Annotated in this window: 18 protein-coding genes and 3 pseudogenes; 15 read left to right on the forward strand and 6 right to left on the reverse strand. The window is 52.1% G+C overall.

The features are described from left to right. Window position 1 precedes the first annotated feature (1 nt). From HS1genome_RS02120 to HS1genome_RS12425, 4 genes and pseudogenes are all read left to right on the forward strand, one after another. Window positions 2-1102, forward strand: coding sequence for an acyl-CoA dehydrogenase family protein (locus HS1genome_RS02120; protein ID WP_197721497.1), 1101 nt, complete (start codon window positions 2-4; stop codon window positions 1100-1102). After that, entirely contained in the window at window positions 1099-2136 is a 1038-nt protein-coding gene (locus HS1genome_RS02125) for an acyl-CoA dehydrogenase family protein (protein ID WP_126449311.1), read from the forward strand. Before HS1genome_RS02120 ends, HS1genome_RS02125 begins: the two co-directional genes overlap by 4 nt. A gap of 96 nt (window positions 2137-2232) precedes the next feature. Then, window positions 2233-2340, forward strand: a pseudogene (locus HS1genome_RS02130) (transposase); the annotation flags it as partial. 403 nt (window positions 2341-2743) lie between these two features. Then, window positions 2744-3447 (forward strand): annotated as a pseudogene (locus tag HS1genome_RS12425) (RNA-guided endonuclease InsQ/TnpB family protein); the annotation flags it as partial. A gap of 877 nt (window positions 3448-4324) precedes the next feature. Here HS1genome_RS12425 and HS1genome_RS02150 read toward each other — a convergent pair. Genes HS1genome_RS02150 through HS1genome_RS02165 form a run of 5 tightly spaced genes read right to left on the reverse strand, consistent with a single transcriptional unit; the run spans window position 4325 to window position 7550 of the window. Then, on the reverse strand, window positions 4325-5029 hold the full coding sequence (locus HS1genome_RS02150) for a fumarylacetoacetate hydrolase family protein (RefSeq protein WP_197721498.1): 705 nt from the start codon (window positions 5027-5029) through the stop codon (window positions 4325-4327). Next, window positions 5017-5361, reverse strand: a complete 345-nt coding sequence (locus HS1genome_RS12330; RefSeq protein WP_197721500.1) for a hypothetical protein — start codon at window positions 5359-5361, stop codon at window positions 5017-5019. Before HS1genome_RS12330 ends, HS1genome_RS02150 begins: the two co-directional genes overlap by 13 nt. Window positions 5362-5397: 36 nt before the next feature. Further along, a complete protein-coding gene (locus HS1genome_RS02155; protein ID WP_158613667.1) occupies window positions 5398-6243 on the reverse strand; it encodes a peptidase dimerization domain-containing protein in 846 nt (281 codons plus the stop codon). After that, the gene (locus HS1genome_RS02160) at window positions 6243-6689 is read right to left on the reverse strand and encodes a zinc-binding metallopeptidase family protein (RefSeq protein WP_126449314.1); all 447 of its coding nucleotides are present in this window, start codon (window positions 6687-6689) and stop codon (window positions 6243-6245) included. Before HS1genome_RS02160 ends, HS1genome_RS02155 begins: the two co-directional genes overlap by 1 nt. A 48-nt stretch (window positions 6690-6737) precedes the next feature. Further along, on the reverse strand, window positions 6738-7550 hold the full coding sequence (locus HS1genome_RS02165; protein ID WP_126449315.1) for a cyclase family protein: 813 nt from the start codon (window positions 7548-7550) through the stop codon (window positions 6738-6740). Between the two features lie 191 nt (window positions 7551-7741). On the opposite strand from HS1genome_RS02165, the gene HS1genome_RS02170 reads away from it, so the two are divergent. The 11 genes and pseudogenes from HS1genome_RS02170 (at window position 7742) to HS1genome_RS02215 (ending at window position 22500) form a co-directional block, all read left to right on the forward strand. After that, on the forward strand, window positions 7742-9157 hold the full coding sequence (locus HS1genome_RS02170; protein WP_126449316.1) for an MFS transporter: 1416 nt from the start codon (window positions 7742-7744) through the stop codon (window positions 9155-9157). Between the two features lie 55 nt (window positions 9158-9212). Continuing rightward, complete coding sequence (locus tag HS1genome_RS02175) at window positions 9213-9968, forward strand: enoyl-CoA hydratase/isomerase family protein (protein WP_126449317.1); 756 nt, start codon at window positions 9213-9215, stop codon at window positions 9966-9968. 1527 nt (window positions 9969-11495) lie between these two features. After that, the gene (locus HS1genome_RS02180; RefSeq protein ID WP_126449318.1) at window positions 11496-12611 is read left to right on the forward strand and encodes an aminotransferase class V-fold PLP-dependent enzyme; all 1116 of its coding nucleotides are present in this window, start codon (window positions 11496-11498) and stop codon (window positions 12609-12611) included. Between the two features lie 264 nt (window positions 12612-12875). Further along, window positions 12876-15251 (forward strand): xanthine dehydrogenase family protein molybdopterin-binding subunit, encoded by a 2376-nt coding sequence (locus tag HS1genome_RS02185; protein ID WP_126449319.1) that lies wholly within the window; start codon window positions 12876-12878, stop codon window positions 15249-15251. Between the two features lie 67 nt (window positions 15252-15318). Next, window positions 15319-16167: an iron-containing redox enzyme family protein gene (locus HS1genome_RS02190; RefSeq protein ID WP_126449320.1), complete on the forward strand. Its 849-nt coding sequence runs from the start codon at window positions 15319-15321 to the stop codon at window positions 16165-16167. Window positions 16168-16181: 14 nt separating this feature from the next. Further along, window positions 16182-16958 (forward strand): SDR family NAD(P)-dependent oxidoreductase, encoded by a 777-nt coding sequence (locus HS1genome_RS02195; RefSeq protein WP_158613669.1) that lies wholly within the window; start codon window positions 16182-16184, stop codon window positions 16956-16958. A gap of 67 nt (window positions 16959-17025) precedes the next feature. Then, entirely contained in the window at window positions 17026-18897 is a 1872-nt protein-coding gene (locus HS1genome_RS02200) for an APC family permease (protein WP_126449322.1), read from the forward strand. A gap of 52 nt (window positions 18898-18949) precedes the next feature. Then, window positions 18950-19603, forward strand: coding sequence for a cyclase family protein (locus HS1genome_RS02205; RefSeq protein WP_126449323.1), 654 nt, complete (start codon window positions 18950-18952; stop codon window positions 19601-19603). Window positions 19604-19605: 2 nt separating this feature from the next. Next, window positions 19606-21207: an APC family permease gene (locus tag HS1genome_RS02210; RefSeq protein ID WP_158613671.1), complete on the forward strand. Its 1602-nt coding sequence runs from the start codon at window positions 19606-19608 to the stop codon at window positions 21205-21207. A 64-nt stretch (window positions 21208-21271) separates the two neighbouring features. Continuing rightward, window positions 21272-21615: pseudogene (locus HS1genome_RS12430) on the forward strand (FAD-binding oxidoreductase); the annotation flags it as partial. Next, window positions 21592-22500, forward strand: a complete 909-nt coding sequence (locus HS1genome_RS02215; protein WP_232018799.1) for an FAD-binding oxidoreductase — start codon at window positions 21592-21594, stop codon at window positions 22498-22500. The pseudogene HS1genome_RS12430 and the gene HS1genome_RS02215, both read left to right, overlap by 24 nt. Window positions 22501-22707: 207 nt before the next feature. On the opposite strand, the gene HS1genome_RS02220 is transcribed toward HS1genome_RS02215, so the two are convergent. Further along, complete coding sequence (locus HS1genome_RS02220; RefSeq protein ID WP_232018773.1) at window positions 22708-24297, reverse strand: acetoacetate--CoA ligase; 1590 nt, start codon at window positions 24295-24297, stop codon at window positions 22708-22710. Window positions 24298-24305 lie beyond the last annotated feature (8 nt).

The raw sequence follows: 24305 nt of genomic DNA on the forward strand, positions 1-24305 counted from the left end.
TGTGATACCCGAGAACTTGGACGAACTCAGGAGCAAGGCGAGGGAGTTCGCGATCCGCGAGTTCACGGAGGACAGGATCAGGAAGTACGAGGAAGAGGAGAAGTACCCGGAGGAGATAAGGAGGAAAGCGTTCGAGGCCGGCTTCCTTAACATGAACGATCCGTGGGGGATGTTGGTGGCCATGGAGGAGTTCTGCAGGGTCGATCCAGGGCTTGGGATATCGGCTCTAAGTGCAGCCTTCGGTTCCGAGGTAATCATGCTCTTCGGTAGCGACTACCTGAAGAGGAAGTACCTAGAACCGGTGCTAAGGGGGGAGAAGATAAGTGGGTTCGCTGTCACCGAACCGTCGGCGGGAAGTGACGTCGCTGGTATAAAGAGCAGGTTGGAGAGGAGAGGTAAGGGGTGGATCCTGAACGGAGAAAAGATATTCATCACCAACGGGACCGTGGCCGACCACTTCTACGTCCTCGCCAGGAGTTCTCCACCTCCCTCCCCTGAGAAGAGACATCACGGGATGACGATGGTGGTGGTGGAGTCCTCGTGGCCTGGGTTCGAGGCAACCCAGATGAAGGGTAAGTTGGGCATGAGGGCAACCAGCACAGCTCACATAAAGTTTCACGACGTAGAGGTCCCAGAGGAGAACGTCATAGGGGAGGAGGGGAAGGGATTCTACTACGTCATGACGTTCTTCGACATAAGTAGGATACACGTCGCCACGCAAGCCCTCGGGATAGCCCAGGGTGCACTCGACTCCTTCGTGGAGTACGTGGTGAGCAACGGCCTAGGGAACAGGGAGAGCTACCAGTTCGCCATAGCAGAAGCTGCCACTAGGGTCCACGCCGCGAGGCTCCTCACCTACGACGCGGCGGATAGGTTGTTCAGGTTCTCCCCCGATCCCGTGAGGACAAGCATGGCCAAGTATTTCGCGGGAGAAACTGCAGTTCACGTCACAGACTTGGCGCTTAGGTACACTGGGCTTAGGGGCCTGACCAGTAGACTCGAAAAGTTCTACAGGGATGCCAAGATCGAGGAGATCTGGGAGGGAACTAACGAGGTCGAGAAGCTCGTGATATCTAGGATGCTTCTGAAGGGGAAGAGGTGATCGAGACGTTCACGGAAGATCAGTTACTTCTGAGGAGCACGGCCAAGGAGTTCGCAGAGAGAGAACTCTCCCATAGGGCGGAAAGGGTGGAGGCCGAGGGGGTGGACGCCGAGCTCAGGGAGAAGTTGGCCTCGGCAGGTTTCCTAGGTGCAACCGTCCCCTCCAAGTACGGAGGGGCGGAGCTCGACAGCGTAGGGTTCATGTTGGCGTTGCAGGAAATGGCCAAGGTGTCCCCCACTACCGCGCTCTTCGTCCTCATACAGAACTTCGCGGGGAGGGCGCTGGCCACGGCCAAGTTGGGAGATTCGTTTCTCCCCGACGTAGTGTCTGGGAAGTTAGTCGCTACGGTGTCGCTCGAGGACGCCCTAGGACAAGGGGAACCCCTGAGGGTCGAAGGAGATAGGGTGAGGGGAGAGAGGAACTACCTCCTGCTACCGAAAGCGGACGTGGTGTTAGTCCAGGGACCAAAGCTGTTGATAGCGTTAACGGAGGGGATCCGAGAGGTGAAGAGGGAAGTTAGCCTGGGCTTCAGGGGTCTGGGGCTCTCGAAGGTTGTGGTTGACTCTCCTCTGAGGACCTTCACGGAGGTGGATGGAGACTTCCTGGGAAACCTGCTCTACGGAGCTTCGCTGGAAGTTGCCGCTATAGCCCTCGGGATGGCACAGGGTGCGCTGCAGAGGGCGATCGACTACGCGAGGTCTAGGAGGGCGTTCAATGCCCTGCTCGCGGAGTTTCAGCCCCTGGCCTTCGAGTTACTTCAGTACGATTCGGAAGTGAGGGCGATTGAGAGGTTCGTCTACTCAGTTGAGAAGGACTCGATCGAGGCCGGGGAGGCCAAGCTCATGGCCTTGGACCTAGCCCGGAGGACGGCCAGGATGTCGCTACAAGTCCACGGAGGGTACGGCTACTTTGAGTACACAGGAGTGGAGAAGTTCTACAGGGACTCCGCCGCCTTGGAATCGCTGACCACCCACTACCTCGGGGAAAGGGCCAGGTTAGCCAACTCGTTACTTGGGGTGGAGCCCAAGTACTGACAAGGCTTAAATGCGAAGAGGTCGTCGTCAAGTTTTTCCTGTTCGCTTTGGTTTTGGATAGCTGAGGGCCCGCTAAGGCAAAGACAATTACGTGACGAGATCCAGAGAAGATTTCCTCAAGTCGAGGGGAAACTTTGGAAGTGACGTTTCTGGTCTCCATCCTATTTCCTAGCAACGAGCGGACAAGTAACGCTTGAGGTGTAAAAGAGTGGAGAGTCAATGAAAAGAATAACACCATTCCACTCCCATTCAAATACGAGATTTACAAAGTCGGGGGTTGAGGGGGCGGAAAGCCTCGCCCTTCACGGGGGTGAACAGCCCCCTTGTATTTAAATACTTCTTTGTGAAATTTCTCTTAGTGGTACTAACGACGCTCCTCCCCAGCTCGAAAGAGGGCTTAACGGGACTGTGGGAGGAGCAACCATCGTCTCTCTTCTCCTTAAGGGACTAGAGCTTTGCGATGAAAGTCCCCTCCTCTTCAAATGGGAGTGGACCTCTGATCCACTCGACTGCCCACCAAACGAGAGATGTAAACCCGAACCGATGGTGGGAACGACGATCCCTCTGGGAGGGAACCATCGCCCTTCCAGGGCGGTGAGAAAGTCAGCCAACGAGAGAAGTAGGAGATAAACTCCTCAAAGTAATGCAAGTTGGAGCGAAAGTGTAAAACGCATTGCTGACGTTGAGAACAATGCGGAAAAGAAGGAAATAAAACAACACCTACGATACTCAACAAATGTTGAAAGATCTGAAAATAGACTGAAGGGACAAGTTTGCTCCAAAGTATTAACAAATTGTGAACAACTAGCTACGGTATAACATCAACGCCCTTCACGAACTGAATAAGATGACGAAAGTGGGAAACTCAGTTATAAGAAGATCACAAAGATCATCAAAAACCAATGGGGTCTCGAAGTTGAGGAGATATACTAATTACTTTAAAAAAGAAAGGATAAAAGTACTCTTCATAGACCATTAGAAGGGGATATAAAAGGAGTGACAATAAAGAGAAATACTACTGGCTGGTACGCAATATTTCAGGTGAAGGTAGAAAAAGAAGCCTCTTGAAAAGACTGGGAAAGTGGTTGGAATAGACCTAGGGGTAGAGAAACTGATAACTACTTCTGACGGAACAGACTAGAGAATTCGAAGTCCTTTGATAAGGTTGAGGAGAGGATAAAGGTTTTGCGAAAGTCATTATCTAGGAAGAAGAAAGGTTCGAGAAACTGTGAGAAGGTCGAGGAAAAACTATCCAAACATCACGAAAATGTGAAGAATTTGACGAATGATTACGTAAACAAGGTGACTTTGTAGCTAGCAGAGCAATACGATGAGATCTACGTTGAAGATTTAACTTCAAGGGGGGTCAAGGGGACGGAAGTCCCCTTCAGCGAGGACGGATGCCCCCCTCGTAGAAACGTTTTGTGATAAAAACCCCAGTGTTTCCCAGACCTAACTGAAAGAGCTGGGTCGCACCCTAGGGGCTGGGGGAACTCACGCCCGTGGAGAGGAAACCCTCCGCGATCCCCCTTCCGTACTGTTCACAGAAAGGTTCCACTGAACCTCCGCTACGGACGGGGATCGAGGTCCCTCCGGGAAGCAGGAAATCCCCACCGGGAGATGCCCCGTCCGCGAGGGCGGGGTAGTTCACGGCTAGGTCAATCCTCTATTACCATCCCCGTGACGACCTTCATCGGACGTCAACTCTAAAACGATCGAAAATCCTTAGTTTTTGAAGGTCAGGAGGGGAAGTCAGGGGACTAAGAGGTTTCTGGGTAGAAGGCGACGGACCTATCTTGCGGATGTGCGTCACAGATCGAGGACCTCTCCTTCCATCCAGCGATCAGACCTGATTTGTGTGGGGGAACGGGTAAGTAACGAGCCAATATAGTTCTGTAAAATGGATCAATATTGTTGAAATGTATTTGCTTCAATAAGGTAGTAGTTAAATAGTAGCTATTTTCACTTGGGTTATATTGCTATATATTCGTAAATAGGGACTAAGTATCTGTCAAGATCTCTAGAAAGAATTACCAATTGGCGCCACTCCTAGGAAGGAGACGAGTTTGAGCGAGGAGGTAGGCCACCATCGACCTGAGACATCCTCGGCCCCTCGAGCTACTGTGAACTGTTTACTTAGATTTACTCAGGGCTTCTGTAAGGAGCCGCTCCACAGGGACTTGCGCGTTCACTTCTCGTCGACTACCTTGTTCCGCATCAGTCCTATTTTCTCTATCTCACACTCTAGGACGTCACCGTCCTTCAGGAAGAAGGGAGTGGGATCGGGCTTCCTGAAGGCGGCCACTCCAGATATGGTTCCTGTGGATATCATGTCTCCTGGGTTGAGGGTGACCCACGAATACCTGGACACTATCTCCTCTATTTTCACGCTGAGCCTTGAGGTCGACCCTACCTGTCTTGGGTCACCGTTCACTCTGAGCTCCATTGCCAAGTTGTGAACGTCTCCTATGTACTCCTTGGGGACTATTGCGGGCCCAAGGACCGTGAACGTGTCCAAATTCTTCCCGAAGTTGAGGAGACCGTTCTTCATTTCTTCCCTCTGGATGTCCCTGGCAGTGACGTCGTTGAATATCGTGAATCCGAATATGGCGCTGAAGGCCTTTCCAACCTCGACGTTCTTTACCTTCCTGCCGATCACTATCGCGAGCTCGAGCTCGTGGTCCAGCTGCTTGACGAAGTGGGGCTTCACTATGTTATCGTCGTGCCCTATCACCGCGTCCGGGTTCTTCAGGAACGAGATCCACTGAGGGATGGGGAACGGCCAGCCGGCCTCCTTACCTTCCTGGGCGTGCTCCCTGAAGTTGCCAGCCGTGTGAATGAACTTGCCCGGCCTCAGGGGGGCCTTGATTTCCACCTGACCTAGGTCGAACACGAAGTTCTCCCCTCTGGTCCCCTCACTGACCTTCCCTCGCTCAGGACGTCCACGAAGTACCTGAAGACCCTGTCCAGGTGTTTCACAGCGCCTTCTCCCCTCCTCACAAGGGTCAACATGTCGGTGGGGGCGTAGTAGGAGGAGAACTCGTCCCTTTCCAGGTCCGGGCTGTCGTTCCACATGAAGAACCTGCTCGCAACGTTAACATCGACTACCTTGTTCCCAACAACGAAACCTGTCCTCCTGATCTTCAAGTTGGGCTCTGCGTACGTCACTAACCTAAGTATAGGTGGGGACTCCTTAGTGTATTTTCCATATATGGAGGAAGCCATGTGTTCACACTTTCCTTTGACGTTTTTAAGGTTGTCTCACTTGCGTCTAACTTCTTCCCTTGTCTTCGACAGTATGTCGAGCGAGGTGAGGACGTAGACCTTGGTGCAGTTGTGGAGGTCCGACACACTTATGTACTCCCTATCCTTGTCTGATAGTCCTAGGGAGGGAAGTCTCTTCGCACCGGATGGCCCGTAGTTCACGGCCTTGGCTCCCAACGCGTTGAAGTTGGGCGCGTTCGAGTACCAGAGTTCGTACGTGAGTTCGGGTTCCGTCCCGAAAACCTTCTTGTGGGACTGAACCAGGGACCTCACAATGTACTCGTCCTCAGAAACTTCGGTGGGTACGTTTATGGCGTACGGGGTTGACTCTAACTTAAGTCTCGGGTCCTCTGCGTTGAGTTTGGTCACAAGCTGGTCCACCTCCTCCTTCACGTCGAGGGGAGTCCAGTTGGGAGGGAACCTGATGTCCAAGTAGAGTGAGACCGAGTCTGGGGTCCTCGCCGCCTTCCACGGCCTACCTCCTTTCACCGCCGCAACGTTGACTATCCCCTTGTATCCCTTGTAGTTAGTCTTCTCCTCGAACTCTTTCCTCCACTTCTTCAGAGTCTCGATCACTTTAGGGAGTTGCTCTATCTTGTTCTCCACGTCCCTCGACCACGCGGTGTGGATCACCGTACCGCCCGTGAGGCTGAGCTTCACCCAGAAGGACCCGAAGTGCCCTATCATTATCTTCAGGCCCGTGGGTTCGCCGAGTACGACGAAGTCTGAAAGTAGTCCGTGGGAGGACGCGTACCTCGCCCCAGTTCCGTATCCCCTGTACTCCCTCCCCACGAACTCGTCCACCTGGGACGACTCTATCTCCCCGCTTGTCGCGGATATCACTAGGTCTCCCTCAATCTCCTTCCTGAGTCGACCAGGGCTTTCGCCGTGATCAAGTAGGCCGCCAGGGCGCTCTTCATGTTGAAGCTCCCGGCCCCAAAAATCCATTGGTCGTTTTCGATCTCCTCTACCCTCGCCTTTGAGGTGGTTGCGCCACCCCTCATGAACTCCTCCGCTCCAGTGAAGGAGACGTCCAAGTGTCCGTCGAACTGGAGAGTGGGTCCTCCCCCCTCACCCTTCAGTATCCCAATCACGTTCGGCCTCCCCTCCTCCACTTCCTGCCATATCACTTTCAAACCCAACTCCCTCATCTTGTCTGCAACGTACTCGCCCATCTCCTTCTCGTGTCCCGTGGGGCTGGGTATGTTGACCATCTCCGTCGTGACCTTTACTAGTTCCTGGCGATCTATTCTATTGATTACGTCCTCTAGCTCTACTTTCATTTCCAAAGACCAAGGAGAATGATGAAGGAGGCCTATTAAAGGGTGATCCTTTTCTCAGCCTATCGCTATCGGCCTGACGAGAGAGGCCTCCCCCCCAACTATCTTGAGGGGGAGAATGAAGACCGTGGTGACCCACTTCTCGTCCTTAGAGAGCTCCTCCAAGTTTATGCTCTTCATCATGAGTCTCCCGTTATCTGAGAGAACTATGTTGTGAACCTCGAAGGGCTTCGGAACTCCTGCAGCTAGATTGTCTACGGCTACCACTTTCGCCCCCCTGTCCACCAACCACTTGGCGGCCGCCGCTCCTAGCCCTGCGAAGTCGTGGAGGTACTTTTCCCTGTCCGTCCTAAAGAACCTCGAGTAGCCCGTTCTAACGAGAACGCAGTCCCCACCCTTCAGTTCCGCACCCTCCTTGGACAGAGCCTCCTCCAGGTCAGTAGGTGTTATCTCGTACCTCTCTGGAAGGATGTCGAGCTTCTTGGCCTTGGGGACGTCGAATAGAACACCTCTCAGGACCAGTGGGGGTAGCGCATCCATTGTGAGCAACCCTTCAGGGAGGTTGGAGTAACCTTTGTCGGTCTCGTACTTGGTCACGTCGTGACCCATCACCTTAAGGTTCCTGGACATGTGGATCGGTAGATCTATGTGCGTGCCGGCATGCATTGACGTGACTATGAGGCTAATGGAATCGGCGAACCCCGGCGCGACACTTTGGAAAAGGTCCTTCGTGTGTTCGTGGTACCTGTAGAGGAAGAAGAGAAACGGAGGGTCAGCCGGGTGAACTGGCATCCCCCACCAGTAGGGTTGTCCGAGGTCGTACACTTTAGCTTTACTCACAATTGAGAAAACCTCTTCTCCGAGCCCCATGCGAGGTGATTGCACCTTTCCCTTAAAAAGAGAGGGGTCTAGCGGAGTTTAGTGTCTTTCTATAACTAACTTCTACTCCTCTACTCCTCGAGTGTAAGATGAAAAGTGAAGTCTCGCAACTATTGGTGTCCCATAAGATGTGAAGAATCCGGCAAAAAGTTATTTAACCTTGAAACAGTGTTATTAATACGATGAAGAAGGGGGAAGAAAATAAGGACCCTCTAAGTAAAGCAGGAAATCCAGGTGCTGAGAGTTCACCTACTGGTTCTCCCGAAAAGACCGGAGAGAAGACCGCTCCATCCAAGGAGACGACCGGTTATGTAGTGTTAGCGGCCCTCCTCATTTATTTAGGGTGGGGACTCATCAACACCGACGGGAACCTCATTCTAATATTGTCAGGACCCATAACATCAACACTTCATCTTTCTCTTCAGCAGTACTCCTATGTGATATCTGGAGGTTTCTTCGCTAGCTTCGTCGTCAGCCTCATCCTAGGTCCCTTAGGGGATAGACTCGGAAGAAGGTTCATTCTCCAGTTCACCCTGGTGGGAACGGCCTTCTTCTCTATGCTGCAGTATTTCATAAATGGATTTCTAAGCTGGTTCGGAATACGTTTAGCTGCGGGGGCTTTCACGGGAGGAGAGTGGGGTGCGGGTTCAACCTTATTGAGCGAGGTGGTAGGCAAGAGGCTGAGGGGACTCGCACTCTCCATAATGCAGTCAGGGTGGGTCTTCGGCTATGGACTAGCTAGCGCTATAGCCCTCTTCACCATTTCTACCTTCGGTCCGACCTACGGTTGGAGGGTGGCGTTCCTTTTTGCCTTTCTTCCGGCGCTCCTAGTCCTTCTCCTACGAGGACTTAAACTTAAGGACTCTACGAGGTTCGAGCACCTCAAGGCAGTCAGAGAGGCCAAGAAGAGAGGCGATACAGAGACCTTGAATAGGCTACTTCAACAATATAGCGTGAACGTTAACCAACTCGGTCGCGGACAGTATGGGCAGTTATTGGCCAAGGACCTACGCAGGACCACTTTAGTCTTAGCCTTCTGGAACTTCCTAACCACTGGTATAGCTATAACTGCCAACAGCTTCCAACCTATATACTTCCAGGACGTCAAAGGGTTTCCGTATGTAGAGCTAGCTACGATGTTCACCGTGGTCTCTTTCGCTGGGATCATAGGTTACATTATAAACGGTGTTCTTAACGATTGGATAGGCGCCAAGTACTCAATTATAATCTTCGCATTGATAGAGTCCATAGGGATTTACCTCCTTACCTTTGACGTTGCTCACAGTTTGTTGACCCTTTACGCTTACTACATACTGTTCTTCTTTACAGAGAACGGCCAATTCTCAGCCTTGGTGAGGTTGAACTCAGAGGCATTCCCCACTAGGGTTAGGGCAACAGGTGCTATATGGGGAGGAGCGTTCTGGAGTCTAGGACAAGCAGTATGGCCTCTTCTCTTCGCAGCATTAATACCGGCCCTCTCCTTTAACGGAGCCTGGCTATGGGTAGAGGTGGTGCCAGAACTGTTGGGGCTTGTGATTTTGGGAGTAGTAATGAAGAATATACCGCCTAGGAAGGAACTAGAGGAGATAGCTATCTGAATCTAATTTTTTAAGGAACTTGTTTTTTATCTCTCTTCCTCCATCTCACTAACTCATGTCTCAAACCGTGTTATCGGAGAAAAGGGGTAACACCCTCGTTCTAATTCTAAATAGACCTGAGACCCTCAATGCCATGAACCTAGAAATGCGTAGGGCGCTCTTAGGTCTCTTGAGGGACGCCGAGGCAAATCCAGAGATCAGAGCCGTCATTATAACTGGGGCAGGAAAGGCCTTTAGCGCGGGTGCCGACGTGAACTATCTGCTCTCTCTAGATGAGACTAATGTAAGAGAGTATGTAACGTTCGTCCACAGTCTGCTCGACTATGTGGAGTCCTATCCCAAGCTTACGATCGGAGCAGTCAATGGGGTGGCAGTAGGTGGTGGATTGGAACTCTTGCTGACCCTGGATTTAGTAGTGGCGAGCAGCGAGGCCAAGTTTGGACAAACCGAGCTCAACCTAGGCTTGATTCCTGGAGGAGGAGGAACGCAGAGACTTCCTAGGTTAGTGGGACTCAGGAAAGCCAAGGAAATGATCTTTACAGGTGGACTAATCGACGCTGATGAAGCTCTCAGATTGGGGCTTGTTAATAAGGTAGTTCCACGAGATCGGTTAATGGAGGAGTCGCTTCTTTTGGCTGGTAAAGTAGCTGAGAAAGACGTCAAGTCCCTAGCCGCAGCTAAAGCCAGTCTAAACAACTGGGGTAAGATGACCATCCAGGACGGATTGAAATATGAAGCCTCCCAGTACGCTCAGACTCTCCTCAGACCTGAAGTGAAAGGGAAGCTAGCAGAATTCCTCCATAGGAAGTGAGTTGCGAAAATAGCTAGGATATAGGTCTAGTTTAGATCTCACGCGAAAAAGTCACCGCTGAATTATTCTCTTTTATTATTTTTAAAATTTTAGTATATTAAACATTCTTGGAGTGGAACGTTTAAGCCTTGATGCAATTAGACTGCTGGTCGTGGGTGGACGTTCGAAAGCTGATATCGTTCTATATCTTCAGCGAATCGACTGTCTAGCTTTCACATGAACTGAATTTCAGGCTGCCATTAATCTTAGCTTCAGTAGATCTTTACCTAAATGTTGGACTAATTTTTGTAAAGCGGGACTGTCTAGAAGACACTCATCACTAAACTTTTGAAAGTAATGAGACCCTCCTCTTTATGTCTTATGTAATTCTTTATCTGAGCGGAGTAGAGTTAAGGAGGTGGAAGTCGCCACCCATGAGGAACGGATGGAGCGTCTTAATTAGAGTCGAGGTTTTTATCACGATATCGTCTTAATATCACACGTAGAGTTCAGCCCTATACCCACAAACGATCAGTTGTTGGAGGTGTTGAAGGCCCAGCTGAAGTTGTTGTCAGAAATACATGATACCGGCGTGGCAGAATTCTGCTCTTGCAGGTAGATAGAGAGGTTTACATGGAACTAACTGGGGTAGTTCTATCTTAAGGAAACGAACCTTAGAATCCATTACTTCACTCACGAATTGTACAACAGGTCTCCCTTCACGAAGCCGAAGGAGATGTCCTTAAACTGCCTAGCGCGGATTCCTAGTAGAGAACAAACGCAATTATTTCTCTATGCTCATGAAGTGTGGAAGATACTTAAGGTTCAGAAGCGATAAAGAAGAAGCTACCAAGTTGAGGTCGTTCAGTTCGAGCGAGATAGTTGGTATGGGGACTTCCTCCTCGATCAGGTATAATAGAAACTAGTTCCTCACGAAAACATACATTCGCATTGGAGGGTTACGAGTTTCCTCAAACTACTCAACACGAACTAGATCTTAGAGATAAGTGTTAGGATCGAGAGGCCCTTCCCAGCTTCGAACCAAGAGTTCCCAACCCGAGACCTCACGAGAAGGCACCTAAGAACGTGGAGAAGTTCAAGACCCACTCGAGGGAGGAGTCCCTAAGGATCAGTTCGCTGAGATACACTAGACACTACGCCCTCGAAGACCTCATGCAGAGTGTCGGTCTAGGGAAGGATTTCTATGGAATTCCTATTTACTTACCTGCTAGGTTTCTGTTGCTGTGGCAGGTACTGCCCTTATATATCTGGACCGTTTCTAGTTAACCTTGTTTAAATATACTTTTACAGTACTTCATGCATTCTAGACTTACGAAACCTTATTTCAGTAATGTAAAAGAGTAAGGAGTAAATACTTCTTTTCCAGTGAGATTATCATTCCGAGGAATTCAGTTTGAAACGAGTGTCAGACTAGTTTTCGATAATTATCGAAAAAGAACGACCTTGTCACAAGTAAAGAACTAACACGGTTTTCCTTATCTGAAGGGTTCCTAAACTTTAAATCGTCTGGGAGTTGAGTTCAGAAGTATGGACACCTCGCTCATCGACCTCATGACGAGGAACATACACCTCGCTGCATGCTCCCACGCTCCTCCATACAGGGAGATGTTTGAGAGTCTTGAAAGATATAAGAACGACCTAATGGAGTTTGGTAACCCTTGGGACTTGTGGGTGGAGAGGGTGAAGGAAGCTAAGATCCTTTTCTCTCGCCTGATTGGGGCGTCTCCTGACGAAGTCGTACCCCATTTCTCCGTATCTTCAGCGCTAGGGGCTCTCCTCAGTTCCTTTGAGTACGGAACAAGGGATCAGATCGTCGTTAGTGACATGGAGTATCCGACCACTAACTTCATCGCCTTGGCTCAAACGAAGTATGGGGCAAAGGTGATCACTCTTCACCATGCGAACTACAAACTGAGCATTGAGGACTACAGCAAAGCCTTAACAGAGAGAACGCTGTTAGTGAGTGCTATACACGTGAGCTCGCTTAACGGCTTCAAACAAGACGTAAAGGCCATTATCGAGGAGGCGCACAAGGTCGGTGCGTACGTCTACGTCGACGCCTATCAGTCTGCTGGAAACACTTCGATAGACGTGAGGAAGTTGGATGTCGACTTCCTTGCGTCAGGAACTCTCAAGTACCTCCTAGGGCTCCCTGGCTTGGCTTTTCTCTACGTAAGGGGAGACATAGTGGACCGTCTGCGTCCGACGTATATAGGGTGGTTCTCGCAGAGGGATCCGTTCAAGTTCGGGGCTGAAGAGTTGGATTATGCCGATGGAGCGGACAGGTTCCAGTCGGGAACGTGGTCAGTACCCGCCATTTACGCGTCCATAGCTGGGATGAAAAAGATACTCGATGTTGGAGTTCAAAGAATAGAAGAGAAGGTGAAGGTACTGACTACTTCTGCTATTGAGTTGGGGAAGGAGAGGGGCTTGAAAACGATCACTCCAGAGGAGGCGAGGGAAAGGGGGGCGATCGTATCCTTCGTTGTAGACGATCCCCACGGTCTAGAAAACGAGTTACGAAGGAAGGGAGTTGTTACCTCCAGTAGGGGCATTGGTCTGCGACTTGCACCTCACTTCTACAACACTAAAGACGACCTACTGAGGGCCGTGGAGCTAATCTCCGAGCGAAGTGTTAAATGAGCCACACTCTCGGGTCACCGCTTAGTTACAGACCTAGATGCGGAATCGAAACTTTGACTACAGAGTTAGTATAGGAGGAAGAAGCCGGCATTCACGCAACTCTTATCGTCCAATACCAACTCTTAAGGATCTAGGGCCAGTTGTGCGCACTCGCGAAGTTTATGTAACTCTTGGGCTTACGAGACGACTTAGCCCCAAGATTTCAAATGAGTAATTGCCGTTTGAGATAAAAAGTTTATAGGCAGTACATTGCAATCCTCCTCCATGTCTCTAACCACGTCGGTTGAAGTCAAGGAGGCACAGAGGTACGTCGGAAAGCCGATCTTAAGGAAAGAGGCCCCATTACTCCTTCAAGGGAAGGGCGTCTTCACGGACGATGTGACCTTGCCTGTTAAGGTTTATCACGTGGCGTTCGTGAGGTCCACCTACGCTCATGCGAGAATAAGGGCGATCAACGTAAGCAGGGCCTTAACGTCACCTGGGGTAGTTGCAGTCTTCACTGGGGAGGACTTCAAGGACTTTCCCATGGGCTACTGGATGCACCATCCAGGGATGGCTGAACCTAGGAGAACCCCCCTGGCCTATTCCAAGGTGAGGTATCAAGGCGAACCAGTTGCTATGGTTGTCGCTGAGAACCAATATCAGGCTGAGGACGCGGCGGAGCTTGTTGACGTGGAGTACGATCCCCTTCCCGCACTGGTAGATCCTCTAAAGTCCTCAGAGAGCGACGTGAAGATCTTTGAGGAACTTAAGGACAACGTCCTTTTCAGGGACTCCTACACTTCGAGCGAGAGAGTCCGGGAAGTGGTGGACTCGGCCCCAGTGGTTATCGAGGAAGTCCTTAAGAACACTAGGACGTCACCTGTCTCTTTGGAGACTAGAGCCGCGATGGCGTGGTACGACGGCGAGCGGTTGAACATCTGGGCCTCGACTCAGTTCCCCCACGTAGTGAGGACCTACGTCGCTGAGACGTTGAACTTCCCTGAAAACAGGATAAAGGTCATGGTTGAAAACGTGGGCGGTGGTTTCGGACCTAAGTCGTCCGTCTTCGGAGACGAGATGGCCGTTTACGCCGCCGCCCTGAAGCTGAAGGTTCCTATAAAGTGGGTGGAAACTAGAACGGAGCACATGCTTATCACGGGGCACGAAAGGGATCAGTACCATTTCGTTAAGGCCGGCTTCACCTCCGACGGTAGACTCCTCGGCCTCGTAGACAGGATCGTCGCTGACTTAGGAGCTGGGACTGCGTTCTGGACCGAGGTTCAACCTGTCATGGTGGCCTCGGTCTCAGTTCCAGGGCCCTACAAGTTCGACAACTACTCCTTCGAAGTCTTGGGAGTGGCGACCAATAAGGCCCCCGTTTCCCCAAATATAGGTTTCGGGAGGCCGGTGGCTGCATTCGTCATGGAGAGAGTGATGGATATTGCAGCCAGGAAACTAGGGCTTAACGTTTTCGACATCAGGATGAGGAACCTGATCGATAAGGAAGACTTCCCTTACGTCAGCCCGGCGAAAGTTGTGTATGATAGTGGAGACTACAAGCGGGGACTCGAACTTCTTCGCTCCATGTTGGACGTACAGAAGTTGGAGGAGGAGCGAAAGGAGTTGAGAAAGAAGGGAAAGCTTTTGGGGGTGGGGATCTCAGTTTACTCCGAGTACACTGCTCCACCATCCTCTAGATTGAGCGGGGTTCTAGGATGGGAAGTGGGAGGATACGAGAAAGCAACTGTTAGGGTGGACCCCACAGGGAAAGTCCAAGTTCTATTGGGCGTAATGGACATGGGTCAGGGACACAGGACTGTCTTCGCCCAAATAGCGGCCGACTCCCTGGGAGTCAAGATGGATGACGTCTACGTCGTAGAAGGAAACACAGATGTAGATCCCTACGGTTTCGGGAGCTGGGCCAGTAGGGCGACTGTAACGGCTGGAAACGCAGTCATGTTGGCCTGCGAGAAACTCAAGCGAAAGATCCTCAGGATAGCAGCTCACCTGCTGAACTCGAAACCGGAGAACTTGACGATCGCGGAGGGGATAGTGAGGGACCAGAACAGTGGAAGGGAGATCAAACTAGCCGAGGTCGCAAAGATCTCGTATAGGAAAGTGAATCTGCTACCTCCTGGAGAGGAGCCGGAGCTAGAGGAGTCCGCGGTTTACGAACCCCCACAAGACATGACGGTCGTCAGTTACGCTTGGCACGGAGCTGTAGTGGAAGTGGATCCTGAAACCTTGGAAGTCAAGGTGGACAGGTACTACGTCGTTCACGATTCAGGAAAATTGGTGAACCCAGCTTTGGCTGAGGCGCAAGTGGTAGGTACAGTTATAGGCAACGGATTCCTTCAGACATTCAACGAACTCGTCTACGACTCTGACGGGAATCTAAGGACGACTTCCTTCTGGGACTACGTCCCTCCCACTGCTCAGGACGTCCCAGAGATCTTCGAACAAGAGCACTTGGTGAGTCCCTCGCCTACTCCAGGCGGGTTCAAGGGAATGGGAGAGGGAGGGGCGATCGGCGCACCTGCCGCGCTCGTAAACGCTCTTGACGACGCGTTATCGGAGTTCGGAGTGAAGATCACGAAGGTGCCCATATCTTGGAACGAGCTCTATGCCCTGGCTCTAAGAACTGGCGTACCAAAATGATTTAGAAACACCATTACCACAATATTTTTATCTTGATTTCTCGATCGAATTTAGGAAGGTGTAGTTTATGTCCGTTTCCTTCCTTTCATATAGGGAAATCCAGGAGAAGTACGGTTTCGATCTGAGGAGGAGGGAGCCGTACGATCCAAGGGAATTCGTGGACATGTTAACAAGGATATCCAGAGACTACTGGGCGGGCATCCATCATCCCCTTGTCAAAAAGTTCCTGAACGGTGAACTTTCCAAGGAACAGCTGAGGGTTTGGGCAGTGGAGGAGTACTGGTTTTACAGAGGTCCTAACTATTGGTCAGCTGCAGAGATAGCCAACTCGCCAGAGTTGGAGGATCAGGAGATCCTGATGGAACCTATAGCTACAGAGATCGGAACGGCGGAGAAGGAGGGCCACGTGAAACTATACCTCAGGTACCTCAAGGCGTTGGGAGTGAGTTACGAGGACTTAATTAATACGCCTCTCCTTCCAACCACAATAGTTGCCGTGAGCGAGTTCTACAACATCTGCAAATATCTATCCCTAGGCGAGGCCATAGCAGCGGAGAAAATAGCTGGAGAGAACATCAACAAGGAAAGACATGCCCTCTACGTCGAGGCTTTCAGGAAACACTACAAGTGGATACCGGAAGATGCAATAGAGTTCCATAAGGAACACGTGACGGAGGACGTGAAGCACACCCAGATCGGGATTTACCTGGCGGAGAAGTACGCCTCCACTAAGGAGGCCCAGAACAGGATGTGGGACGCGGCAATGAGGTTCCTAGCCCTCCTTTGGACCCTCTACGAAGGCGTGTACCAGGTCGCCGTCAACGGCGTGAACATGCCGCGGTTCGCGGTCAATAGCACGTTCCCCATTCCCTACAGCGAAGTGAGCCAGATTCCTTTGAGGAGACCGGAGCTCTAAAGGAGCTGAATTTCTTGAGGCTCAAGGACAAGGTCGCAGTAGTCACCGGAGGTAGTTCGGGGATAGGCAGGGCGATAGCCCTCAGGTTCGCGGAGGAGGGAGCTAAGGTAGTAGTCGGTGACGTCCGTGAGGAACCACGGGAGGGAGGCAAGCCAACAGTTGAGGAGATCAACACCACCTCCCCTGGAGCTGGACTCTTCGTGAAGTGTGACGTCAGTAAGGAGGAGGACGTGAAACGATTGGTCGACGAGGCCGTTAGGAACTACGGCAAGTTGGACGTAATGGCGAACATAGCGGGAGTAATGATCAAGCGAAAAGCCATAGAGATAAGTGCGGAGGAGTTGTTGAGGGCCTTGTCGGTGAATGTGGCTGGAGTCTTTTACGGCTGTAAGTGGAGTATAAGGCAGATGTTGAAACAAGGGGAGGGAGGTAAGGTGATAAACATGTCCTCCAACTTGGCCGACGTGAGCCTCCCGGAGGTCTCGGTTTACTCAGCCTCCAAGGCGGCAGTGCTGGCGTTGACGAAGGGACTTGCGGTCGAGTACGGGCCTTACGGTATAAACGTTAATGCCCTGTGTCCGGGGGCTACCAAGACAGAGTTCACTAGGGCGTTCTGGGAGACTGAGGAAGGTTTGAGGGACTTGAGGAGCAGAACGCCTCTAGTCAAGCGAGGTGAGTTCCTTCTTCAACCTCGGGACATAGCTAACGCTGCGCTTTTCCTAGCGTCGGAGGAGTCTGACAGAGTGACAGGGGAGTGCGTTCTGGTCGACGGCGGATGGAACGCTTGGTGAGTCCAAGCATGCGAGAAACCGGCGCTGAACGGAGCGCTTTTAAGTCTAGTTTAGAGGGTAGGGGTTAATGTCAAACTACACTAATCCAGAGGACAGGGCAGAGAGCAGAGATAGGGAACTCAAAAAGACTCTGGGGTTCTGGCAGGTCATGTTTTTCGCCTTCAGCTCGATCGTGGGAAGCGGTTGGCTCTTCTCCGCCCTATATGCCTCTAGTACTGTGGGACCGGCCTCCATCATATCTTGGTTGCTGGGTTTCGTCCTCATCCTGTTCTTGACCCTAGTCTACGCTGAACTGAGCGGAATGCTACCGAAGTCTGGTGCGATAGTGAGGTACCCCCACTACACTCACGGTGGGTTGTCCTCGTTCCTGGTGGCCTGGGCATACATCCTCGGGGCAGCGACCACCCCAGCCATAGAGGGGGAAGCGATAACTCAGTACCTCTCGTCGATCTTCCCCTCCCTCACTTCAAACGGTTACCTGACGATCTGGGGCTTCCTTCTTGTCGCAGTGATGACTGTGATCTTCTTCCTCATGAACTACTATAGTGTCTACTTGGTTGGGAAGTTCACCGAAGCCATAGGTTGGTTGAAGATAGTCATCCCCTTGACTACGGCGCTTCTCGTCTTCACACTGTATTTCCATACGTCTAACTTCACCAATCTTCCTGGCGGGTTCCTCCCATACGGAGCCTCTTCCGTGGTTTTGGCGCTTCCGACTAGCGGAATAATATTCTCGTTCATAGGCTTCAGACAGGGCTTGGAGTACGGGGGAGAGGTTAAGCAGGCCCAGCGTAACGTACCGCTTGGGACCATAGCCGGCATGTTATTGGGCGCCTTCGTGTACATACTCCTCCAGCTAGCCTTCATAGGAGGAGTCGACTGGAAGGCGATCTCGACCTCTCCAGGCAATTGGGCCGCCCTGTCCAGCACCGTCCTATCTAATGGGCCGTTCTACGAGTTGCTTAAGTTGTCAAGCGTACCGGCGTTGGTCGCCTTTTCCGTGATACTGTTCGTCATGGCAGTAGCCTCTCCCTTACCAAACGTCGCCGTATATATGGGTACCACGGCTAGGGCCTTCTACGGTAGCGCAGCCGCAGGGAATTTACCGTCTTCCTTCCTCTCACTGAGCAAGCGTAAAATACCTTACGTGGGACTCATCGCCTCGCTTATCCTCGGCATAGTCTACACTATTCCCTACCCCACCTGGGTCTACATAGCCGAGTTCGGAACGCTGTCGGTTGTCATAACTTACATAGTGGCCGGACCCTCCCTCCTAACCTTGAGGCGGGTCGCTCCGGACGCGAGGAGGCCGTTCAGGTTACCTGGGGCCGTCCTAATATCCGCGCTCGCTTTCATAGGAGCTTACTTAATAGTCTATTGGGCGACGTTCTCGTTCCTGTGGGGTGTTTTCGCGGCAGTCATGTTGGGCTTCCCATTCTTCTTGATATACACCTCCTCCAACAGATATGGAGTCAGTAGGAGGTATGCCCTCACTATAGGGATACCCTACTGGGTGGTACTGATAGCGGCGACCTACTTCCTGGTGTATCAGAGGATAATCGTTCCTTATAATTCGACGAGTGGTGCAGGACTTCCAATCTCGCTGCAGTACGTTTGGCCGTTCGTGGTCTACATCGCTTTAATGGTGGCCCTTACCTTCGGAGGGATCTGGCTGATTCGAGGTCGAGCCAACGAGGAGGGCAGGATTCACATGAGGGCTGGCTTGTGGATGTTGGTTGTCTTGTTCTCTGCCGTAATTCTCTCTTACATAGGGCAGTTCGGGGTATTCAAGACTCCAATAGTGCCTTTCCCCTACGACACTATATTGGCTGCCCTAGTGAGCTTAGGGCTCTTCGTGTGGAGCGTGAGGAGCGGATTTAAAACAAATGAGCTGGAGGTCGCCTTGAAGACGTCCTCAGCAGACCAGGCAGGAAGCTAGGGAAATAACTGCATTGAGTTTTATTACCCTCCAAAACTCGTTTTTCTATGGTATGATATTAAAGGCCATACACGACTTGAGCGCCGAACTCAAGTCGTACATGCCTAGTTGGCCCACTAACCCTTTTCTTGTGGTGGAGCCGGTGGCTTTAGTTCCGAGGGACGGTTACTCCATGGAGAGATTAGCCGGTCTATCCCACACCGGTACCCACGTGGATTCCCCCGCCCACTTCTTCGAAGGTGGACAGAGCGTCGACGAGCTAGACCTGACTAGGTTAATGGGAGAGGGTTACTGCCTGAGGCCCCCACTCAGAGGAAGGGAGATCGGGAGGGAAGAGCTCTCTGGGATCTGGAGACCCGAATACGACGGTAAGATAGTTCTCCTGTACACGGGTTGGAGCTCGAAGAGGTCATTCACGCGGGAGTTCATGTACAATTTCCCCGGCCTGACTAAGGACGCGGCGGAGTTCCTCGTGGAGAGAGGTGTGAGAGCTGTAGGGATAGACACATTGAGTGTCGACCCTTACGCTAACGAGAAGTTCGAGGCCCACAAAGTTCTTCTGTCCCACGGAGTTCCTATAATTGAGGACTTGAGTAACCTCTCTGAGCTCCAGGAGGGGAAGAGTTACCTCGTTGCGGCCCTCCCCATCAAACTCAAAGGTGGGAGCGGAGCGATGGCGAGAGTAGTAGCCGTGGAGGTCGAGTGAGCTTGGGCTCGTACAGGAAGGAGCTTACCGTCTGGCACGTGGTCTTCTTCGCGTTGGGATCAATCCTAGGACCCGCGATCGCCTTCGCCCCCGTGTACGTTGTAGCTCTGGCGGGTCCAGGCGGGATAGTGGCCTGGTTCGTGGCGCTACTGATGATAATTCCTTTGGGTCTAGTCTACGCAGAGTTGGGGACCACTTGGCCACGGGCGGGGGGAGTGGCCTATTACCCTTCGAGGAGCAACGGACCGCTCACGGCATCTGTCAACGGTTGGGGTACGTTCGTGGGATACACGCTCACAGCTCCCCTAGTCATTTACACTGTGATAGAGTACCTCGCCTACTACTGGCCGACGCTATACACCAATGGTACCCTGACCTTCTTGGGGATTGGGGTGTCAGAGCTCTTCGTGGTCCTCTTCTTCCTCCTCAACACCGCCAGGGTCTCCAGAATGGGAGACGCGTTCAACGCTATGACAATCGCTACAGTGGTGTCTCTCCTGGCCCTAACGTTGGTCCTCTTGGTGTACCTCAAACCGTCCAACTTCAACGATCCGTCCTACGGAGGATTTCTTCCAGCAGGAGCCGTAGGATTGTTCTCGGCCCTCTCCCTAACGATATTCGGGTTCGGTGGGTTTAGACAGCCCATAGACTACTCCGAGGAAGTTAAGAACCCGGGCAAGGACATTCCAAGGGCGATCGTCATTTCCCTTGTACTCTCCGCGGTCATCTTTGCCCTCGAAAGCGTGGCCTTCGTGGGTGCCCTCTCCTGGAAGGCTATAGGGATATCCCCAGGTCAGTGGGGGGAGCTCTTCTCTCTCCCGTATCCATACGTATCTGAGGTCGTCGGTGTAGGGGCCCCCCTCCTAGTAATCCTAGTACTCTTCGTCGCAATAGTGGGTTCCCTCAAGAACGGCGTCATCTACACCGGTTCGTCGGCCAGAGTTGCCTACACCATGGCGGCCAACGACGAAATACTACCCGAGTTTCTCACGAAGTTGAACAGGAAGGGGATTCCCCTCAACGCCGTGATCCTCATGTTGGTCGTCACCGCCTTGATGATCGCCTTATCCCAGTCTCTCTCTTCCGTCATTTCAGTCGCCGTGGACGCTCTGTTGATCTCCTACGCTCCGAGCTGTGTGAGTTTAGCCGTGTTCAGGAGGTCTTTCCCTAGTCGGCCGAGGCCGTACAAGTTACCCGCTTACAAGGTACTCTCTCCCTTCGCGTTCGCAGTGGCCAGCCTTCTAGTGTACTGGACGGGGTGGTCGGCGGTGAGGTTGATAATACCCTTGAACTTGGCCGGACTTCTACTACTCGTCTTTTACAGTAGGAGGAAGGCCCTGACCCTGAGCGACGTTAAAGCCGGCATATGGTTCCCGCTGTTCCTCGCGGTGACGGCGCTGTTGTCGTTTTTGGGGAGCCAAATGTTCGGGGGCGTGGGAGTAATACCCTTCCCATTTGACAGTGTCCTCTACGTTGCAGTGTCCCTAGTGTTCTATTGGTGGGGATACAGATCCGGCGTCAAATATACGAGCTTTCAAAGCACAATAGGTTCTGAGGAGGCGGAGGGCGGTGAGCCTACTAGAGGAATTGAAGCGAGAACTTGATGGAATTGACGTTTCCATTGAGGAAAGGACAGACTTCTCGGGTTACGGGGTTAGTCCGCTAGCGGTGGTTTTCGCGGAGTCGGAGGACCACGTCGTCAGGACCCTGATTTTCGCCAATCGAAAGGGCCTAAAGGTAGTCCCGTGGGGAGGGGGCACTAGCGTGACTGGGGCTCTAAAGTGCGAAGGTTGCGTCCTACTCGACTTATCGAGAATGAGGAAAATAGTGGAGATCAACGACGTGGATTGGTACGTGAGGGTCCAGCCTGGGGTAGTGTTAGATGAATTGAATAGAGAACTGGAGAGGAGGGGTTTCTTCCTCCCTCCAGATCCCTCCAGCTCCTTCATGTGCACCGTCGGGGGGCAATTGTCGAGAACGCCGGAGGCATGAGGGCGTTTAAGTACGGGCCATTCAGGGAGTGGGTACTGGCCCTAAGGCTCGCATTGGCAGACGGAACCGTTATCAAGGTGGGGGAACCCCTCAGGAAGAACAGGGCCGGATACGATCTAGTGAGCCTGGTTGTGGGCAGCGAGGGCACGTTGGGAGTAGTAACAGAGGCTTGGTTACGGATTCGTCCCCTACCCAAACACGAAGAGGTGACTCTGGCGATCTACCCAAAGGACATCTTCGCCGTTGGAGAGATCGTGAAGGTGGTGAGGAAGTCCGGATTGGAGCCAGACCTCATGGAGTACATGGACGCCTTCGTCGTGAGGTCGGTGAACAAACAGATCGAGCCCATCTACTGGGAAGGAGAAGGGGGAGTCGTTCTCGTTCGGGGCGATAACTCCACATTAAGCGAAGTGGAGAGGTTAAGTTCTCCCTTCCTAGCTAGGTCCGAGGTTGTGGACGGAGAGGTGGGAAGGAAAATGTTGAACGGAAGGTCACTAGTAGCGATAGCTGTGAAGTCGGAGATTGGCAACATATACGCAGAGGACATAGTCGTCCCTCCATCCAAGCTCTCTGAGGCCATCCTCCAAATAAAGAGGATAGAAGTGGAGAATGACACGAAGATACCTGTGGCTGGTCACGTAGGTGACGGCAACCTCCACCCCATGTTAAGAGAGGCAGACCTGGTCTCTAAGCCCGAACTGTTCGATGAGGTCGGCGGCGTCGCCCTCAGATTAGGGGGTTCGATTTCAGGTGAACACGGAATAGGAATTCAGAAGGTTAACCTGCTGAGGTCTCAACTCCTTAATAGGAACGGAGAGGTGGTGGTAAAGCTAATGAAGGAGATCAAGGGGCTCTTCGACCCGAAGGACACCCTGAACCAGGGTAAGTTCGTTGATCCCCTATGAATAGTGGTAGGACATTTAGCGAACTCGGACCTGGAATCCGTGGAAAGCCCTCTAACACCGACGGAAACCGACAGGATGGAGGTTGGTTTCGGAAAGTGCGAAATCCGCAGCCCTTAGGGCCGAGCCTGTGAAGGTATCGCAACTAGGACGGAAGCTCGTTCGAACTACGTTCTGTTGCACCTGTTCTAGTTCAGCTTCTGAGGTCCCTCAGCTCTCGAGTACTTTCTTCCCCACTTCGACTATTTCCTCGAACGCCTTCGGGTCGCTAATCGTTTTTAAGTCGACGACCGATTCCATCGGCGCTCCCATTAGGGCCCTCTTAACCGGAACCTCGACTTTCTTTCCGTTCGTAGTACGAGGTATAGCCTTCACCTGAACTATGTAGTCTGGAACGTGCCTCGGCGATAACCTGGCTTTTATCTCCGCCCTTATTTTCTCTTTAGTCTCTTGGGTCAATTCTCCTTCCCTCGTCACTACGAACAGAATATAGATCGTTTCTCCATCCTTGTTCTCCGTCCCTACTGCGAGGCTGTCAGCGACTTCCTGAAGGGACTCCACAACTTCGTATATTTCCCCTGTCCCGATCCTCACTCCTTTCCTTTTAATTGTGGAGTCCGATCTCCCGTAGATTACACACCCTCCTCCCCTTCTAATCTCTATAAGGTCACCGTGGCTCCACACGCCGTTGAACCTGGAGAAGTAGGTTTCCATGTACCTTTCGTAGCTTGGATCGTTTAGGAAGTGGAGGGGCATTGAGGGAAACGGTATCGTTATCACAAGCTCTCCCGGCTCGTCCCTCACTGGTTTGCCCTTTTCGTCAAACGCCTCGACGCTCATACCGAGACACCTCCTCTGGATCTCGCCAGCGTAGACAGGCAAAGTAGGGACTCCACCTACGAGGTCCGTAAAGACCTCAGTTCCGCCGCTCATGGAAGCGACCCACACGTCTTCCTTTACGTTGGTGTAAAGCCAGCTGAATCCCTTGGCGGGGAGAGGTGCGGCTGTCACACCTACGCTCCTAAGTTCTCTAAATTTGAAAAAGTCCTTTGGTGAGAAGTTTCTTCTCATGCTATCTAGCACTAGGGGAGAGGACAACCCGAGGTAACTCACATTCCTCTGATCCACGATCTCCCAGAAGAAAGTGGGAGACGGGTAAAGGGGATTCCCATCGTACATCAATATCGAGCCTCCAGTACTTAACGTCGCGATTAGCCTATTCCAAGCTACCCACCCCGTCGACGAGAAGAAGAAGACTCGGTCGGTCGGTTTAACGTCCATGTGGATGGCCGAGACCTTCTTCGCCTCTATCGCGATCCCACCGTGCCCATGTACTATACCCTTTGGCCTTCCCGTAGTGCCTGAGGTGAAGAGGACCCAGAGAGGGTGGTCAGCTGCTACCTGAACGAACCTAGGTTTTCCTCTACGTCCTAGGCCGTCCTCCATGTCGATCGCCCTCAGATCCCCGGTCGAAGATTTATCATCAACGTAGTTCAGCACGGCCACTCGTCTTACGCTCTTAACGTTTTCAACAACTTTCTTCAGCTCTGCCCCTTTGGAGAAGGTCTTCCCCCCATAGACGTACCCGTTGACGGCTAGGATTACTTTCGGATTCAGTTCCTGAAGCCGTTTCCACATTCCGTCCACGCCGAGCTCGGGCGGGACTGCGCTCCACACCGCACCGAGGGAGGCAGTGGCTAAGAGTGCCACCAGAGTTTCTGGAATGTTAGGCATCACAGCCGTGACCACGTCGCCGCTCTTCACGTCAAGAGACTCCAAGAACTCCTGAAACCCTCCCACCCTATCCT

This window comes from Sulfodiicoccus acidiphilus, from assembly GCF_003967175.1.
Classification (GTDB): domain Archaea; phylum Thermoproteota; class Thermoprotei_A; order Sulfolobales; family Sulfolobaceae; genus Sulfodiicoccus; species Sulfodiicoccus acidiphilus.

Coding starts and splice junctions, on each gene's coding strand:
- HS1genome_RS02175 (WP_126449317.1), top strand. CDS start 9,213: ATGTCTCAAACCGTGTTATCGGAGAAAAGGGGTAACACCCTCGTTCTA.
- HS1genome_RS02190 (WP_126449320.1), top strand. CDS start 15,319: ATGTCCGTTTCCTTCCTTTCATATAGGGAAATCCAGGAGAAGTACGGT.
- HS1genome_RS02200 (WP_126449322.1), top strand. CDS start 17,026: ATGTCAAACTACACTAATCCAGAGGACAGGGCAGAGAGCAGAGATAGG.
- HS1genome_RS12330 (WP_197721500.1), bottom strand. CDS start 5,361: ATGGCTTCCTCCATATATGGAAAATACACTAAGGAGTCCCCACCTATA.
- HS1genome_RS02185 (WP_126449319.1), top strand. CDS start 12,876: ATGTCTCTAACCACGTCGGTTGAAGTCAAGGAGGCACAGAGGTACGTC.
- HS1genome_RS02215 (WP_232018799.1), top strand. CDS start 21,592: ATGAGGGCGTTTAAGTACGGGCCATTCAGGGAGTGGGTACTGGCCCTA.
- HS1genome_RS02165 (WP_126449315.1), bottom strand. CDS start 7,550: ATGGGGCTCGGAGAAGAGGTTTTCTCAATTGTGAGTAAAGCTAAAGTG.
- HS1genome_RS02170 (WP_126449316.1), top strand. CDS start 7,742: ATGAAGAAGGGGGAAGAAAATAAGGACCCTCTAAGTAAAGCAGGAAAT.
- HS1genome_RS02205 (WP_126449323.1), top strand. CDS start 18,950: ATGATATTAAAGGCCATACACGACTTGAGCGCCGAACTCAAGTCGTAC.
- HS1genome_RS02180 (WP_126449318.1), top strand. CDS start 11,496: ATGGACACCTCGCTCATCGACCTCATGACGAGGAACATACACCTCGCT.